Annotated in this window: 18 protein-coding genes; 3 read left to right on the forward strand and 15 right to left on the reverse strand. The window is 61.5% G+C overall.

The window, feature by feature from the left end; translation table 11 throughout:
- Positions 1 to 107: 107 nt before the first annotated feature.
- Entirely contained in the window at positions 108 to 1328 is a 1221-nt protein-coding gene (locus tag NKI24_RS29405) for a bifunctional 2-C-methyl-D-erythritol 4-phosphate cytidylyltransferase/2-C-methyl-D-erythritol 2,4-cyclodiphosphate synthase (protein ID WP_352750108.1), read from the forward strand.
- Positions 1325 to 1834, forward strand: coding sequence for a CinA family protein (locus NKI24_RS29410; protein ID WP_352507412.1), 510 nt, complete (start codon positions 1325 to 1327; stop codon positions 1832 to 1834). Before NKI24_RS29405 ends, NKI24_RS29410 begins: the two co-directional genes overlap by 4 nt.
- Here NKI24_RS29410 and NKI24_RS29415 read toward each other — a convergent pair.
- The 11 genes from NKI24_RS29415 to eno all read right to left on the reverse strand — a co-directional run bounded on the left by NKI24_RS29415 (position 1810) and on the right by eno (position 12027).
- Positions 1810 to 2271, reverse strand: coding sequence for a type II toxin-antitoxin system RatA family toxin (locus tag NKI24_RS29415; RefSeq protein ID WP_023675079.1), 462 nt, complete (start codon positions 2269 to 2271; stop codon positions 1810 to 1812). The two genes, NKI24_RS29410 and NKI24_RS29415, sit on opposite strands and share 25 nt — an antisense overlap.
- A 12-nt stretch (positions 2272 to 2283) precedes the next feature.
- Positions 2284 to 3249: a lipoyl synthase gene (gene lipA / locus NKI24_RS29420; RefSeq protein WP_352448938.1), complete on the reverse strand. Its 966-nt coding sequence runs from the start codon at positions 3247 to 3249 to the stop codon at positions 2284 to 2286.
- A gap of 137 nt (positions 3250 to 3386) precedes the next feature.
- Positions 3387 to 3644: a GlsB/YeaQ/YmgE family stress response membrane protein gene (locus NKI24_RS29425; protein WP_352448939.1), complete on the reverse strand. Its 258-nt coding sequence runs from the start codon at positions 3642 to 3644 to the stop codon at positions 3387 to 3389.
- A 98-nt stretch (positions 3645 to 3742) separates the two neighbouring features.
- Complete coding sequence (gene lpdA, locus NKI24_RS29430) at positions 3743 to 5188, reverse strand: dihydrolipoyl dehydrogenase (protein ID WP_352507415.1); 1446 nt, start codon at positions 5186 to 5188, stop codon at positions 3743 to 3745.
- An 11-nt stretch (positions 5189 to 5199) separates the two neighbouring features.
- Entirely contained in the window at positions 5200 to 5838 is a 639-nt protein-coding gene (locus NKI24_RS29435; RefSeq protein WP_352750109.1) for an SGNH/GDSL hydrolase family protein, read from the reverse strand.
- Complete coding sequence (locus tag NKI24_RS29440) at positions 5835 to 6254, reverse strand: hypothetical protein (protein ID WP_352750110.1); 420 nt, start codon at positions 6252 to 6254, stop codon at positions 5835 to 5837. Before NKI24_RS29440 ends, NKI24_RS29435 begins: the two co-directional genes overlap by 4 nt.
- A gap of 17 nt (positions 6255 to 6271) precedes the next feature.
- Complete coding sequence (locus NKI24_RS29445) at positions 6272 to 7648, reverse strand: pyruvate dehydrogenase complex dihydrolipoamide acetyltransferase (protein ID WP_352448943.1); 1377 nt, start codon at positions 7646 to 7648, stop codon at positions 6272 to 6274.
- An 18-nt stretch (positions 7649 to 7666) separates the two neighbouring features.
- The gene (locus tag NKI24_RS29450; protein WP_352448944.1) at positions 7667 to 9070 is read right to left on the reverse strand and encodes a pyruvate dehydrogenase complex E1 component subunit beta; all 1404 of its coding nucleotides are present in this window, start codon (positions 9068 to 9070) and stop codon (positions 7667 to 7669) included.
- Between the two features lie 15 nt (positions 9071 to 9085).
- Entirely contained in the window at positions 9086 to 10075 is a 990-nt protein-coding gene (pdhA, locus tag NKI24_RS29455) for a pyruvate dehydrogenase (acetyl-transferring) E1 component subunit alpha (protein WP_352448968.1), read from the reverse strand.
- Positions 10076 to 10297: 222 nt separating this feature from the next.
- Positions 10298 to 10618, reverse strand: coding sequence for an FtsB family cell division protein (locus NKI24_RS29460; RefSeq protein ID WP_023675088.1), 321 nt, complete (start codon positions 10616 to 10618; stop codon positions 10298 to 10300).
- Between the two features lie 134 nt (positions 10619 to 10752).
- Entirely contained in the window at positions 10753 to 12027 is a 1275-nt protein-coding gene (gene eno, locus NKI24_RS29465) for a phosphopyruvate hydratase (RefSeq protein ID WP_352747263.1), read from the reverse strand.
- 203 nt (positions 12028 to 12230) lie between these two features.
- Here eno and NKI24_RS29470 point away from each other — a divergent pair, with 203 nt between their 5' ends.
- Complete coding sequence (locus NKI24_RS29470; RefSeq protein WP_084642452.1) at positions 12231 to 12353, forward strand: hypothetical protein; 123 nt, start codon at positions 12231 to 12233, stop codon at positions 12351 to 12353.
- Positions 12354 to 12430: 77 nt separating this feature from the next.
- Here NKI24_RS29470 and NKI24_RS29475 read toward each other — a convergent pair whose 3' ends face one another.
- From NKI24_RS29475 to NKI24_RS29490, 4 genes are all read right to left on the reverse strand, one after another.
- Positions 12431 to 12796: a PRC-barrel domain-containing protein gene (locus tag NKI24_RS29475; RefSeq protein ID WP_023675091.1), complete on the reverse strand. Its 366-nt coding sequence runs from the start codon at positions 12794 to 12796 to the stop codon at positions 12431 to 12433.
- 122 nt (positions 12797 to 12918) lie between these two features.
- A complete protein-coding gene (gene kdsA / locus NKI24_RS29480) occupies positions 12919 to 13770 on the reverse strand; it encodes a 3-deoxy-8-phosphooctulonate synthase (protein ID WP_352448946.1) in 852 nt (283 codons plus the stop codon).
- Positions 13767 to 14654, reverse strand: a complete 888-nt coding sequence (locus tag NKI24_RS29485; RefSeq protein ID WP_352747266.1) for a VOC family protein — start codon at positions 14652 to 14654, stop codon at positions 13767 to 13769. The genes kdsA and NKI24_RS29485 overlap by 4 nt, the downstream gene beginning before the upstream one ends.
- Positions 14655 to 14750: 96 nt before the next feature.
- Positions 14751 to 15038: a Dabb family protein gene (locus NKI24_RS29490; RefSeq protein ID WP_023675094.1), complete on the reverse strand. Its 288-nt coding sequence runs from the start codon at positions 15036 to 15038 to the stop codon at positions 14751 to 14753.
- Positions 15039 to 15126 lie beyond the last annotated feature (88 nt).

Here is a 15126-nt window from a genome sequence, read left to right on the forward strand (position 1 = left end):
TCGTGACATTAAGGCGCATTTGGGAAAAAAGGATCGCCGGACAGCATCAATCCTGGGTCTTCCGAAAGCGATACCACTTTTCGGGATCATGCGCTAAGCGTCTCGGCATGAGAGATGTAAGCGAAAAGCAAGCTGCGGACGACAAGGTCGCGGTGGTCATCGTTGCCGCCGGCCGCGGCGCGCGCGCCGGACAGGCCAATGGACCGAAGCAGTACCAGCAGATTGGCGGCGGCGCCGTTATCGCACGCACGCTCGACGCCTTTCTGACGCATCCGAAAATTGGAGCTGTCGTCGTTGCTATACATGCCGAAGACGACGCGCTTTTCCGCCGCGCCGCCGGCGCGAACGCCGACCGTGTCGTCGCGGTGATCGGCGGTACGTCACGGCAGGAGTCCGTCCGGCTTGGACTGCTGGCGTTGAGAAGCCATGCGCCGAGCCGGGTGCTGATCCATGATGCGGCTCGGCCGTTTGTCGACGCGGAACTGATAGACCGCACGATCGCCGCCATTGGCGAGCGCCAGGGAGCACTGCCTGCCTTGCCCGTTGCCGATACGCTGAAGCGCGAAACGGCCGAAGGCATGATAGGCGAAACCGTGTCCAGGGCCGGGCTTCATGCCGCACAGACACCGCAAGGCTTTCCGTTCTGGCCGATCCTGGCTGCGCACGAAAAGGCTCATCATCTGGGCAAAGCGGATTTCACCGACGATGCGGCAATCGCCGAATGGGCGCATATTCCGGTGAAGATCGTTCCCGGCTCGCCGGACAATGTCAAACTGACCTGGGCACGGGATATTGCAATGGCGGATCAGCGACTTTCCAGCGCCCCACGTTTTCCCGACATCCGAACCGGCAATGGCTATGACGTGCATGCCTTCGAGCCCGGCGACCATGTCACCCTGTGCGGCGTCGCCATTCCACACGACAGGAAGTTATCCGGCCATTCGGATGCCGATGTCGGTCTCCATGCCTTGACCGACGCCCTGCTGGCCACCTGCGGCGCCGGTGACATCGGCACGCATTTCCCGCCCTCCGACCCGCAGTGGAAAGGGGCCGCTTCACGCATCTTCGTTGAACACGCGGTGAAGCTGGTGCGCGCGCGCGGCGGGCGCATCGCCAACGCCGACATCACCCTGATCTGCGAGGCGCCGCGCGTCGGCCCACATCGCGAGGCAATGACCGAAGCGCTTTCGGCAATGCTGCGAATTTCGCGCGATCGCATCTCGATCAAGGCGACAACCAATGAGAAGCTCGGCTTCGTCGGCCGTGAGGAAGGCATAGCGGCCATCGCGACCGCCAGCGTTGTGTTTCCAGGGGATGTCCCCGAGTGAGCAATAGCGATCTCGCAGATGCCCTGCTTCAGGCCTGCCAGCAGCGCGGCATCATGCTGGCGACGGCGGAGAGCTGCACCGGCGGCATGATCATCGCCGCGCTGACCGACATCGCCGGCTCTTCCGCGGTGGTCGATCGCGGCTTCATCACCTATTCCAACCAGGCCAAGACCGAGATGCTCGGCGTCTCGGCCGCTACACTCGAGGCGCACGGCGCGGTCTCGCGCGAGACTGCGGTGGAGATGGCGGCCGGAGCCTTGGCGCATTCGCCGGCCGGGCTCGCCCTGGCGGTGACTGGCATCGCCGGTCCGGACGGCGGCTCTGCGGAAAAACCTGTCGGCCTGGTCTGGTTCGGCGTTGCCGTGGCTGGCCGGCCGGTAGTCAGCGAATGCCAGCTGTTCGCCGACAAGGGCCGTGATTTCATCCGCCGGGAGACGGTCCGACATGCGCTTGAACTGGGTCTACGCGCGCTCGCCGCGGATCAGGCTGCCGATGGCGCGCCGTAGATGATTTCGGCACGTTTCTCGAACGCCTCGGAGAACATGCGGAAGGCGCGGTCGAACATGGTTCCCATGAGCGCACCCAGAATGCGGCTCTTGAACTCGTAGTCGATAAAGAAACAGACGTTGCAACCGCCGCCGTCCGCCGGGTCGAAGCGCCAGACATTGCTGAGATATTTGAACGGGCCGTCGATATATTTGACGTCGATGGCGTTCTCGTCAGGCTTCAGCAGAACCTGCGTGGTGAAAGTCTCGCGGATCGCCTTGTAGCCGATGCTCATGTCGGCGATGAGCAAGGTGCGTCCGTTGCGTTCCTTGCGCGAGCGAACCGTAAGTGCCTCGCAAAGCGGCAGGAATTGCGGATAGGATTCGATATCGGCAACCAGAGCGAACATCTGTTCCGGCGTATGCGCAACGCGGCTATGGGCTTCGAATTGTGGCATGAAACCAGTGGGTTAGGCGGACTTTTTGAGAAACGCTTCGCGCGCCGCGCGCAACCTGGCAAAGTCGTCCCCGGCATGGTGCGACGAGCGCGTCAGCGGGCTCGACGCCACCAGCAGGAAGCCCTTGGTCCTGCCGATCGTCTCAAAGGACTTGAATTCCTCCGGCGTGACGAAGCGGATCACCGGATGGTGCTTCTTCGACGGCTGCAGATATTGGCCGATGGTCATGAAGTCGACATTGGCCGAACGCAAATCGTCCATCAGCTGCAGGATTTCGTTCCGCTCCTCGCCAAGGCCGACCATGATGCCGGACTTGGTGAAGATCGAGGGGTCGAGTTCCTTGACCCGCTGCAAGAGCCTGATCGAGTGGAAATAGCGCGCACCCGGCCGAACAGTCAGATAGTTCGACGGAACGGTCTCGAGATTATGGTTGAAAACGTCCGGCTTGGCCGCCACGACGATCTCCAGCGCACCGTCCTTGCGCAGGAAGTCGGGCGTCAGGATTTCGATCGTAGTCGATGGGGTCGCTGCCCTGATCGCACGGATGACATCGGCAAAATGCTGGGCCCCGCCGTCGGCGAGATCGTCGCGATCGACGGAAGTGATGACGACATGGCTCAAGCCCATTTGCTTGACCGCATGCGCGACACGCGCCGGCTCGTCGGGATCGAGTGCGGTCGGGATGCCGGTGGCGACATTGCAAAAGGCGCAGGCCCGCGTGCAGATCTCGCCCATGATCATGAAGGTGGCGTGCTTCTTCTCCCAGCACTCGCCGATATTGGGGCAGCCCGCCTCTTCGCAAACCGTCACCAGTTTGTGAGACTTCACGATTTCGCGCGTCTCGGCATAGCCTTTCGACATCGGCGCCTTGACGCGGATCCAGTCAGGCTTGCGCAGTACGTCCTGATCCGGCTTGTGCGCCTTTTCGGGATGCCGCAGGCGCGGCGCATTGGCAATCGTGTCGAGGACGGTGACCATGTGAAACCCGGCTCATTGGCAAGCGCTTGTCCAGCGCTCGCTCTACCCACGTCATCTAGGACTTTTCGGCGAAAAGAAAAAGGCCGCGATCACGCATGCCGCGGTGGCCTTTTTCGCATAGCAAGTGCCGACAGAGGTTAGCGGCGCACCAGTCGTCCGACCGCAATCAGAATGCAGGCACCGATGAAGCCGGTGATCAGATAGGCGATCCAGCCGACGCCGAAGATGCCGATGTTCAGGGCCTGCAGGATGGCGTTCAACACGATTGCGCCGACAATGCCGAGAACGATGTTCATGAGGATGCCGGTGTTGCTCTTCATGAACATTTCGGCGAGCCATCCCGCCAGGCCGCCGATGATGATGGCTGCAACCCAGCCCACGCCGTTCATTTCCATATGCCCTCTCCTTGTATGATGGATGATGCCTGCGAAACGAATTGCTCTGCCGTCGAGTTCCTTTGTGTCTTCCGTGTGAGACTCGCCCAACTAATTTATCATGCATTCAGTGCGCGGCCATAGGCGTCGAGTACACTCTCCTTCATCATCTCCGACAGCGTCGGGTGCGGGAAGATCGTGTGCATCAGCTCTTCCTCGGTGGTCTCCAGATTCATCGCCACGACGAAGCCCTGGATCAGTTCGGTTACTTCTGCGCCGACCATATGGGCACCCAGCAACTGGCCGGTCTTCTTGTCGAAAATGGTCTTGACGAAGCCTTGGTCCTCGCCGAGCGCAATCGCCTTGCCGTTTGCCGCGAACTGAAAGCGGCCGACGCGGATGTCCTTTCCGTCGGCTTTCGCTTTGGCTTCCGTCAGTCCGACCGAGGCGACTTGCGGATTGCAATAGGTGCAGCCCGGGATCTTCAGCTTGTCGATGGCATGCACGCCGGGGAAATTGGCGATCTTTTCCACACAGACCACGCCCTCATGCTCGGCCTTGTGGGCGAGCATCGGCGGTCCGGCAACGTCGCCGATGGCGTAAACGCCCGGCACATTGGTCTTGCCGTAGCCGTCGACGACGACGCAACCGCGGTCCGTCTTCACGCCGAGCGTCTCGAGGCCGAGGTTCTCGATATTGCCTTGTACGCCGACGGCCGAGATCATGCGATCGGCGGTGATCTTCTCGACCTTGCCGTCCTTCATCTCGACATGCGCGGTGACCGAGTTAGTGCCCTTCTCGACCTTGGTCACCTTGGCTTCTAGGATGATCTTCATGCCCTGCTTCTCGAACTGCTTCTGCGCGAATTTCGAGACCTCGGCGTCCTCGACCGGCATCACAGCCGGCAGCAGTTCGACCACCGTCACCTCGGCGCCCATGGTGCGGTAGAACGAGGCGAACTCGATGCCGATGGCGCCCGAGCCCATCACCAGCAGCGATTTCGGCATCTCTTTCGGCACCATCGCCTCGAAATAGGTCCAGATCAACTTGCCGTCAGGCTCGATGCCGGGCAGCGCGCGCGGCCTGGCGCCGGTCGCCAGGATGATGTGCTTGGCGCTATAGGTGCCCTCGCCCTTGACGCCCTTGGGCGCCGGCGGCTGCGGCTCCATCGGCTTCTTCGACGATTTCGACACGACGATCTCGCCGGGTTTCGTCAGCTTGGCTTCGCCCCAGATGACGTCGACCTTGTTCTTCTTCATCAGGAAGCCGACGCCGCCGTTGAGCCGCAGCGAGACCTTTCGCGAGCGATCGACGACGGCGGCTGTGTCGACGCCGACCTTGCCATCGATCTTCAGGCCGTAGTCCTTCAGATGATCCGAATAGTGCATGATCTCGGCGGAGCGCAGCAGCGCTTTGGTCGGAATGCAGCCCCAGTTGAGGCAGATGCCGCCCAAGTGCTCGCGCTCGACGATAGCCGTCTTGAAGCCAAGCTGGGCCGAACGCACTGCAGTGACATAGCCGCCGGGGCCGGAGCCGATGATGATGACGTCGTAGTTCTCAGCCACGGCTTTCTCCTTCACAATTCCAACATGAGGCGCACGAGCGGCGCCAGCGCTTGCCCGACGTTCCGCGTGTTTTCCGCGTCCAGGTGGACGCCGTCGAGCGGCGTGGTTTTGGCCACCGTGCCGGCATCGAAGAAGCCGCAGCCGGCCTCGTCGGCAAGGGCGGAATATTGCGGCGCCAGCCGCTTTGACGCGTCATCGCCGCCGGCGAACATTTCCTTGAACTCGGCGTTTTCCGTGCGGCTGACTACGGGCGGCGCGACGATCAGGATCTGCGGCGCCGGCCAATCGAACGGGTAATCGTGACCGCACACGATGTCGATCAGGCGTTGCATGCCTTGTTTGGCCGCGACCGGATTACCGTGAATCCACGGCTTCATATCGTTGGCTCCGAGCATGATGACGATCAAGTCGATCGGTGCGTGCGTCGTCAGGATTGTTGGCAACAGCCTTGCGCCATTGCGGTCCGCCCCGGCCAAGTGATCGTCGAAGGCGGTGGTTCGGCCATTCAGGCCTTCGGCGATGACCTCGACGCCGCTGCCCAATGCTGCCTGCAGCACGCTCGGCCAGCGATCCGCCGGCGGATGACGGCCGAGGTTTGCCGCGTCATAGCCCCAGGTCAGCGAATCGCCGTAGCAGAGGACCGTCTTCATGTGCCTGCCCCGCCGAAACCTGGTTGCGAGCGCGCCAATCGCCAGCGCACGAAAAGCCACTGGACCAGCACTGTAGCGATGCCCGGCAGAACGAGACCGGCGACTATGGGAAGATCGCCCGACCACTGGCTCCTGCCTGGGGGCTGGGAGAAAGTCCAGCCGATCAGGGCAACTCCAACGAGCACAAAAAACGCTACCCCTATGATCGCGGTCAGTTTTGTTGCCCGTCGTGGGTCCGACATGAATTGTGCGATGAAGAATGCGAGCGTCGCGAAGATGGTGACGAGAGCCGAGATCATGAGTACAAGGATGTACTCCACGTCGGCCTTGGTGGCGACGGCGAGCCACTGCGCCACCAATCCGCCCGCCAAACCGGAAAGAAAGAAGGCAAAAAGGCTGGTGAAGAATTTCCGCACCGCCCTGTTCCCTTCTCTTAAACCAGCATGCCCATCGGGTTTTCGACCATGCGTTTGAAGGCGACGAGCAGCTCGGCGCCGAGCGCACCGTCGACGGCGCGGTGATCGGTCGACAACGTCACCGACATGATCGTGGCGATCTTGATCTCGCCGTTCTTGACCACCGCGCGTTGCTCGCCGGCGCCGACCGCCAGGATCGTCGCATGCGGCGGGTTGATGACGGCAGAAAAATCCTTGATGCCGAACATGCCGAGATTGGACACCGCCGTGGTGCCACCCTGATATTCTTCCGGCTTCAGCTTGCGGCTGCGGGCGCGGCCGGCAAGATCCTTCATCTCGTTGGAGATGACGGACATCGTCTTTTCGTCAGCACGCCGGATGATCGGGGTGATCAGGCCGCCGGGGATCGATACGGCAACGCCGACATCGGCGTGCTTGTGCTTGATCATGGCGTTTTCTGTCCATGACGCATTGGCATCCGGAACCGCCATCAGCGCCATGGCAAGAGCCTTGATGACCATGTCGTTGACCGACAGCTTGTAGGCCGGCGTTTCGCCCTTCTCGGTCTTCTTCACCGGCGCGGCCGCATTGATCTGCGTGCGCAGGGCCAGAAGTGCGTCGAGCTCGCAGTCGAGCGTCAGATAGAAATGCGGGATGGTGGTCTTGGCTTCGACCAGCCGCCTCGCAATGGTCTTGCGCATATTGTCGTGCGGGATCAGCTCGTAGGAGCCTTCGGCAAACAGTTTGAGCACCTGCTCGTCCGACATCGCCTTGGGTGCTGCGGCCGCAGGTGCCGGAGCGCCGGCGGGCGCCGCTTTTGCTGCTGGTGCCGCCTTGGCGCCGCCACTGGAAATTGCGGCATCGACATCGGCCTTTACTACGCGGCCGCGGGGGCCGGAGCCTGTCAGCGCCGCGACATCGACGCCGGCTTCCCTGGCAATGCGCCGGGCCAGCGGCGAGGCGAAGATGCGCTCACCGCTTGCGTGGCCGTTGGCGACCGGCACCGCTTCCGCCTTAGGCGCAGGTGCGGCAGGCTCCTGCTTCGACGCTTCGGGCTTTGATGTTTCAGCTTTGGGGGCTTCCGCTTTCGGAGCCTCAGCCTTGGCCGGCGCAGCGCCATCACCGCTTTTGGCGGCAGAAGCAGCATCCTCGCCCTCGGCAGCCAGCACCGCGATCAGCGCATTGACCTTGACGCCTTCTGTGCCGGCCGGAACCACCAGCTTGGCGACCGTGCCCTCGTCGACGGCTTCGACTTCCATCGTCGCCTTGTCGGTCTCGATCTCGGCAATCACGTCGCCGGGCGAAACTTTATCGCCTTCCTTGACCAGCCACTTGGAAAGATTGCCCTCTTCCATTGTGGGCGACAGCGCCGGCATGGTGATGTTGATCGGCATTTTGTCCTCCCGCCCTGCTCAGCGATACGTGACGGCTTTGACCGCCTCGACGACCTCGCCGACATTGGGCAGCGCCAGCTTTTCGAGGTTCGCCGCATAGGGCATCGGCACGTCCTTGCCGGCAATTGTAATGACCGGTGCATCGAGGAAATCGAAGGCGCGCTGCGAGACCTGATTGGCGATATGGTCGCCGACCGAGTTCTGCGGAAAGCCTTCCTCGACCACCACGAGGCGATTGGTCTTTTTGACCGAGGCGATGATCGTGTCGAAGTCGAGCGGGCGGATGGTGCGCAAGTCGATGATCTCGGCATCGATGCCCATGCCGCGCAACTCCGCCTCCGCCTTGAGCGCGTAGGTCATGCCGATGCCGAACGAGACGATGGTCACGTCCTTGCCGGATTTGTGAATGCGCGCCTTGCCGATCGGCAACACGAAATCGTCCATCTTCGGCACGTCGAAGGAGTGGCCGTAAAGGATTTCGTTTTCGAGGAAGATGACCGGGTTCGGATCGCGGATCGCCGCCTTGAGCAGACCCTTGGCGTCGGCGGCGGTATAAGGCATCACCACCTTCAATCCAGGAATATGGCTGTACCAGGCGGCATAGCACTGCGAATGCTGCGCGGCGACGCGGGCAGCAGCGCCGTTCGGACCGCGAAAGACGATCGGGGCGCCCATCTGGCCGCCGGACATGTAGAGCGTCTTGGCGGCTGAATTGATGATCTGGTCGATCGCCTGCATGGCGAAGTTGAAGGTCATGAATTCGACGATCGGCTTCAGGCCGGCCATCGCCGCGCCAACACCAACGCCGGCAAAGCCGTGCTCGGTGATCGGCGTGTCGACCACGCGTCTCGGACCGAATTCCTGCAACAGGCCCTGTGTGATCTTGTAGGCGCCCTGGTACTCGGCGACTTCCTCGCCCATGACGAAGACGTCGCCGTCGCGGCGCATTTCCTCCGCCATTGCGTCGCGCAAGGCTTCACGCACTGTGGTCGAGACCATTTCGGTGCCGGCCGGGATGTCCGGATCGGCGGCAATTTCCAGCTTGGGCGAGGCGGCAACAGGTGCTGCCGCTTCGTTCTTGGCCGGAGCAGCCGCGGGCGGCGGAGCCGCCGCGGGCGCTTCCGCTTGCGACTCAATAGCCTCCTCGCCGATACCTTCGCCTGCCTCGTCGATGTCTTCGCCATCGACGGCCAGCACAGCGATCAGTGTGTTGACCTTGACACCCTCGGTGCCGGCAGGAACCACGATCTTGGCAAGCGTGCCGTCGTCCACGGCTTCGACTTCCATCGTTGCCTTGTCGGTCTCGATCTCGGCAATGGCGTCACCGGCCGCAACCTTGTCGCCCTCTTTCTTCAACCACTTGGAAACGTTACCCTCTTCCATGGTCGGCGAGAGGGCGGGCATGAGAATTTCGATCGGCATGTCCTTGCCCTCTCGTTAAAGTACGATGTCGGTCCAGAGCTCGGACAGATCCGGCTCCGCGTCGTTCTGGGCAAATTCTGCGGCGTCGGCGACAACGTCGCGGACTTCCTTGTCGATGGCCTTGAGCTCGTCCTCGCTTGCCCATTTCTTGTCGAGCAGCCGCGCTTTGACCTGCTCGATCGGGTCACGTTCGGAGCGCATTTTCTGCACTTCTTCCTTGGAGCGGTATTTTGCCGGATCCGACATCGAATGGCCGCGGTAACGATAGGTCTGCATTTCGAGAATGAGCGGCCCGTTGCCGGCGCGGCACCATTCGGCGGCGAGGTCGCCGGCTGCCTTTACAGCGCGCACATCCATGCCGTCGACCTGGATGCCTGGAATCTTGAAGGACGCGCCGCGGTGCGAGAAATCCGTCTCGGCCGACGAGCGCGAGACCGAGGTGCCCATGGCGTAGCGGTTGTTCTCGATAATGTAGATCACCGGAAGCTTCCACAGCGAGGCCATGTTGAAGCTTTCGTAGACCTGGCCCTGGTTCGCCGCGCCATCGCCGAAATAGGTCAGCGTCACATTGTTGTTGCCGCGATAGCGGTTGGCGAAGGCAATGCCGGTGCCGAGCGACACTTGCGCGCCGACGATGCCGTGGCCGCCGTAAAAATGCTTCTCCTTGGAGAACATGTGCATGGAGCCGCCCTTGCCTCTCGACAGGCCGCTACGGCGCCCGGTCAGTTCGGCCATGACGCCGCGCGGTGACAACTCCATGGCCAGCATATGACCATGGTCGCGATAGGCGGTGATCATCTGGTCGCCGTCGATCAGCGCCATCTTCATGCCGGTAACGACCGCTTCCTGGCCGATGTAGAGGTGGCAGAAACCGCCGATGAAGCCCATGCCGTAAAGCTGGCCGGCCTTTTCCTCGAAGCGGCGGATGAGCAGCATGTGCCGGTAGGCGGCAAGCTCCTGGTCTTTGGTGAATTCAACAGGCTTCGGGGTGGAAAGGCCCGGCATCTTGCCGTCTGATTTGGATTTGGCAGGCGCTTTTCTGGTGGCGGTGGCCATGCATCACTCCCTGTTGGCGTCTCTTGGCGGACAGCGAGGGAGATCAGTTCTCCCACCGATTTGAGACAGGCTAACATGCAGGGAAGGCTTTCGCCATGCCGAAAACGCATGGCTGTCATGCATCTAAGCAATTAAAATCGTTGCAAATATCGCTGATTAACTGAGATCAGGTTATCTTGCGACCGGCAGCATGATGGTGATCTCGTCGGCGTGGGACAGATTAAGCGCCTTGCGCGCCTGCTCGTCCAGCATGTCCTTCTCCAGCGTGCCCTCATGCATCAGCTGAACGCGGCGCTCGAGATCGATCCGGCGCGCCCTGACGGCATCGAGCCTGCCCTGCAATTCGGCAGTCTCAGCTTCGAGCTGATACTTGGAATAGATGCCGAACTCGCCATGATAGGCATGGAAACCGAAATAAGTCAGGAACACCACGCAGAGCGAGGGGATGATCAGCCGGCCGGTGTTTCTTTGCTTGTGCTGGCGTGTCCACATGGTCCGAATCCTCTACGCCGCCTTTGTCGCCCGATTGTGCTTAATGGACGGTTACAGCCTGTTGGATTCAGAGCCTGGAAGCAAAAAAGGGCGGGAATGTCCCCGCCCTCGTCGCCACGGTTTTTCTCTCGAAATCAGATTTTCACGATCGACTTGCCGGCATATCGCGCCTGCTTGCCGAGCTCCTCCTCAATGCGGATGAGCTGGTTGTACTTGGCCATGCGATCCGAGCGCGACAGCGAGCCCGTCTTGATCTGCCCGCAATTGGTGGCAACGGCGAGGTCGGCGATGGTCGAATCCTCGGTCTCGCCCGAGCGGTGCGACATCACCGCGGTATAGCCGGCCTTGTGCGCGGTCTCGACGGCGTCGAGCGTTTCGGTAAGCGAGCCGATCTGGTTGACCTTGACCAGGATCGAATTGGCGACACCCATGCGGATGCCGTCGCGCAGCCGCGCCGTGTTGGTGACGAACAGATCGTCGCCAACCAACTGCGTTTGCTTGCCGATGAGATCAGTCAGCATTTTCCAACCGTCCCAATCATCCTCGGCCAGGCCGTCCTCAATGGTGATGATCGGGTAGTCGGCAGCGAGTTTGGCCAGATATCTGGCCTGCGCCTTCGGGTCGCGGGTTTTCCTCTCGCCTTCATAGACGTAGTTGCCATCCTTGAAGAATTCGGTCGCCGCGCAGTCGAGGCCTAGGGCAACCTCCTCGCCGGGCTTGAAGCCAGCCTGCTCGATCGATTCCATGATGAAGTCGAGCGCGGCCGGCGCGCTCTTCAGGTTGGGGGCAAAGCCGCCCTCGTCGCCGACATTGGTGTTATGGCCGGCGTCCTTCAGCTTCTTTCGCAGCGTATGAAAGATCTCCGAGCCCCAGCGCACGCCGTCGCGCAGCGTCGGCGCGCCGATCGGCAGGATCATGAATTCCTGGAAATCGATCGGGTTGTCGGCATGCGCGCCGCCATTGATGATGTTCATCATAGGCACCGGCAGCACATGGGCCTTGGTGCCGCCGACATAACGATAGAGCGGCAGGTCGGCCGCTTCGGCTGCGGCCTTGGCCACAGCCAGCGACACGCCGAGGATGGCATTGGCGCCGAGCCGGCTCTTGTTGGGCGTACCATCGAGCTCGATCATGGTCTGGTCGATATGGATCTGATTCTCTGCCTCCATGCCGCCGATCGCCTCGAACAGCTCGCCGTTCACCGCCTCGACCGCCGTGAGCACGCCCTTGCCGAGATAGCGGGGGCCGCCATCGCGCAGTTCGACCGCCTCATGCGCGCCGGTCGAGGCGCCGGACGGCACCGCGGCGCGACCCATCGAGCCGTCTTCAAGCACGACGTCGACCTCGACGGTCGGATTTCCGCGGCTGTCCAGGATTTCACGCCCGACAATGTCGATGATGGCCGTCATTGCGATGTCCCCGATTGATCGATTGAAGCGTCGCGCACCTCTTAGCCAAAGCGCCGCAAAACGCAATCGGGGCACTTGCAAATATTGCCCGTGCGCTACGGGATTCACGAAGCACGAAGCGCTGTCATCATTTGTCATACGCGGCATGCCGGTTTCTGATTTATGGCTGTTGTCGCGCGGGGCGAAACAGGAGGAGTTTCGCCATGTCCCAGTTGAGCGGTATTGTGAGTTTGTTCCTGATCGCGGCTGCGTTCCTGACGTCGTGCGACAATCAGCAACCCCCGCAGGGATCGTCGCCTTTGCCGGCCCTGCAGATTGCGCAGTAGCATCCCGCCACATCGAAAGGCCCCCGATTTCCAGGGGGCCTTTTTGATTCCAGGAGACTTAGTCAGTGCCAGTAAGGTCAGTGCCAGTAAGGCTCGACCTTGTAGTAGTTGTATGAGGCGTCACGCGCGGCCTCGCCGTCGGCGCCGGTCAGCTCGTTGATCGAATAGGAAGGAGCGGCCATCAGCTGGTCTTTGGTGAACGGCACGACATAGCCGCCTTTGTTCTCATCGTAGTCAAGGCTCGCCCACGGAATGGCGTGGTATTTCTCGCCGATGCCGAGAAATCCGCCAAAACCGATCACGGCAAACATGATTCCGTTCGACAGTTTGTCGAGCATGACGTCCTCGATGTCGCCGATATGGGTGCCTTCAGTATTGTAGACCGATGTGCCGATAACCCGCGAAGCGGCGATGGCTTCGGTGTGTCCCGTCTGGGTCGTCATGGTGTGCTCCTCGTCGTCGTTGACATTAGATTTTGACAATGAGGGCCGCGGGCTAAGGTTCCAGGCGGGTTCGAAATTCTTCAAAGTTTTCTTGGCCGCGCTGCTGTGGCGCAACTGCTGGTTCAACCCACGCTTTTGGCAATGCGATCGAACGCCATCAGCCGTTCAAGCAATGCGGGAAGATCCTTTAGCGGCACCATGTTGGGACCGTCGGAAGGCGCGTTGTCGGGGTCCTGGTGCGTCTCGATGAAGACGCCGGCGACGCCAACCGCGACGGCCGCGCGCGCCAGCGTCTCGACAAAGCGCCGGTCGCCTCCAGACGAACCGCCCTGCCCACCCGGCTGCTGCACGGAATGGGTGGCATCGAAAATCACCGGCGCGCCGATCTCGGCCATGATCGGCAGCGCCCGCATGTCGGACACCAGGGTGTTGTAACCAAAGGATGCGCCGCGCTCGGTGACCAAGACATTGGCGTTGCCGGAGCCGATGATTTTGGCGACGACGTTCTTCATGTCCCACGGCGCGAGGAATTGCCCCTTCTTCACATTGACCACCTTGCCGGTTCTTGCCGCAGCAATCAGCAAATCGGTCTGGCGGCTGAGGAAGGCAGGAATCTGCAGGATATCGGCATGCAGAGCGACGATCGCGCATTGTTCCTCAGTGTGGACGTCGGTCAGGATCGGCAGCGAAAAGTTCTTGCGCAAGTCGTCGAAGATCGGCATTGCCGCTTCAAGTCCCGCACCGCGCGTGCCGCCGAGCGAGGTGCGATTGGCCTTGTCGTAGCTGGTCTTGTAGACGAGTCCGATGCCGAGCCTTTCAGTCAATTCCTTTAGCGCACCAGCCATGTCGAAAGCGTGCTGCCGCGATTCCAGCTGGCATGGACCGGCGATCAGCGATAGGGGCGCGCTGTTGCCGAAAATGACCTTGCCGATCGCAATGGAAGAATTTGGCATCAGAGGATTGAGCTTGTTCATGCGATCTCCCGGAAAATGAAGGCTGCGCCCTGCCCTGGCGCCGGCGGCACGATGGTATCACCGCCGCGCATGTGGTGTTCGACGGAATTGGCTGCAAGCAGCTTGGCGACGGCATCGCCGTGCCTAATCGAAAAGACGATCCCAGCAAAGCGGAGTTCAGATGGTGCGCCGGCAGGAATGCCGAAGCGTGCCGAATAGGCTGCAGGATCCAGAACGGTCACGACGGCATTCGGCAGCTCATAGACAGTGCCGCCGCCCTGCGCCTCGATTCCGGCTGCGATCGAAATCAAACGGCCTTGTTCGAAAGGTTCGCCAGTGACTGCCACGACTTCGACAATGCCGGTTGCGCCATTAGCGTGGGCCTGCAACGCAGTGCGGTCGACGTTCGGCGCATTGATCCGCTCGCAGGCGAAGAGAAAAGCGTCCGTTGCCTTGCCTGTAGCCGCGAAGGCCAGTTTGAACGATGCGGTGTCGCTCTTTCCCGTCGCATCGGTGAAGGCGCGCGAAAAGCTTAGCGCGTCTCCCGCCGACAGACCGGCTTCCATGTAGCGCGCGTGGTCCGCGGCGGCGCTTTCGGTGCCCAGCGCCACGGCAGAAAATCCTTCATCGCCGTTTTCTTCGCGATACGTGCGATCACGCACGACAAAGACATTGCGGTTCGCGATCGCCGTCGCCGCGGCCTGCCGGTCAGCGACCGCGAGCGGCTCGAGATAGGTGCCGTCGGTGAGAAAGACACAGCAGTTTTCCGTTCCGAAGGGATGGATACCCGTCGGCGCAACGGTAAAGCCGAGCAAGGTCAAGCGCGCCCGCGCAACATCGAGGCTCGCGGTCGGCAACACCAGGTGATCGAGCGGATGAGGGCTTGCGGAGGTGTTCTCGGTCATGTCCCGCGCGGTGTGCCTCATTCCTTAAAATCGTTCAAGGGCTTGGCCGGCGCCTCAGCGGAAAGACCACATCAGCGCGTAGGAGACGGCGGGTCGTCAACTTGCCACGATATCGGCCGAATAACGCAATTCGCGCAGCGGTTTTACCCGGCTGGTGGTCTCTGCATAGAGCGGATGCGCCTTGTAGGCGGCGAGCGCTGCCTCGTCCTCGAACTCGGCATAGACGACCACATCGATTTCATCCGAGAGTGGGTCGACCTTGGTGTTGAGCATCACCTCGAAATGGCGCGAGTGGGGTATCTCGCCGAGCGCCAGCAGACCCGTACGCACTGCCTCGACGTCCGCTTTACGCCGCGCGCTGAAGAAAACGATATGCCGGATCAACCCAGCCTCCTGGACCGTTGGACCGGCGTTCTTTTGTGTCAGCGGGAGCGTGCCGTCAATCGGCAGGATGTCGCGTCGCGAACCGTGA

This window comes from Mesorhizobium sp. M0701, assembly GCF_040320365.1.
Lineage (GTDB): Bacteria > Pseudomonadota > Alphaproteobacteria > Rhizobiales > Rhizobiaceae > Mesorhizobium.

What these genes read in the sequence shown, in the direction of transcription:
- lipA (WP_352448938.1), bottom strand. Translation starts at nt 3,249, where the DNA reads ATGGTCACCGTCCTCGACACGATTGCCAATGCGCCGCGCCTGCGGCAT.
- pdhA (WP_352448968.1), bottom strand. Translation starts at nt 10,075, where the DNA reads ATGCCGGGCCTTTCCACCCCGAAGCCTGTTGAATTCACCAAAGACCAG.
- NKI24_RS29460 (WP_023675088.1), bottom strand. Translation starts at nt 10,618, where the DNA reads ATGTGGACACGCCAGCACAAGCAAAGAAACACCGGCCGGCTGATCATC.
- kdsA (WP_352448946.1), bottom strand. Translation starts at nt 13,770, where the DNA reads ATGAACAAGCTCAATCCTCTGATGCCAAATTCTTCCATTGCGATCGGC.
- eno (WP_352747263.1), bottom strand. Translation starts at nt 12,027, where the DNA reads ATGACGGCCATCATCGACATTGTCGGGCGTGAAATCCTGGACAGCCGC.
- NKI24_RS29450 (WP_352448944.1), bottom strand. Translation starts at nt 9,070, where the DNA reads ATGCCGATCGAAATTCTCATGCCCGCCCTCTCGCCGACCATGGAAGAG.
- NKI24_RS29415 (WP_023675079.1), bottom strand. Translation starts at nt 2,271, where the DNA reads ATGCCACAATTCGAAGCCCATAGCCGCGTTGCGCATACGCCGGAACAG.
- NKI24_RS29445 (WP_352448943.1), bottom strand. Translation starts at nt 7,648, where the DNA reads ATGCCGATCAACATCACCATGCCGGCGCTGTCGCCCACAATGGAAGAG.
- NKI24_RS29425 (WP_352448939.1), bottom strand. Translation starts at nt 3,644, where the DNA reads ATGGAAATGAACGGCGTGGGCTGGGTTGCAGCCATCATCATCGGCGGC.
- NKI24_RS29405 (WP_352750108.1), top strand. Translation starts at nt 108, where the DNA reads ATGAGAGATGTAAGCGAAAAGCAAGCTGCGGACGACAAGGTCGCGGTG.
- NKI24_RS29485 (WP_352747266.1), bottom strand. Translation starts at nt 14,654, where the DNA reads ATGACCGAGAACACCTCCGCAAGCCCTCATCCGCTCGATCACCTGGTG.
- NKI24_RS29435 (WP_352750109.1), bottom strand. Translation starts at nt 5,838, where the DNA reads ATGAAGACGGTCCTCTGCTACGGCGATTCGCTGACCTGGGGCTATGAC.
- NKI24_RS29470 (WP_084642452.1), top strand. Translation starts at nt 12,231, where the DNA reads ATGTCCCAGTTGAGCGGTATTGTGAGTTTGTTCCTGATCGCGGCTGCG.
- NKI24_RS29475 (WP_023675091.1), bottom strand. Translation starts at nt 12,796, where the DNA reads ATGACGACCCAGACGGGACACACCGAAGCCATCGCCGCTTCGCGGGTT.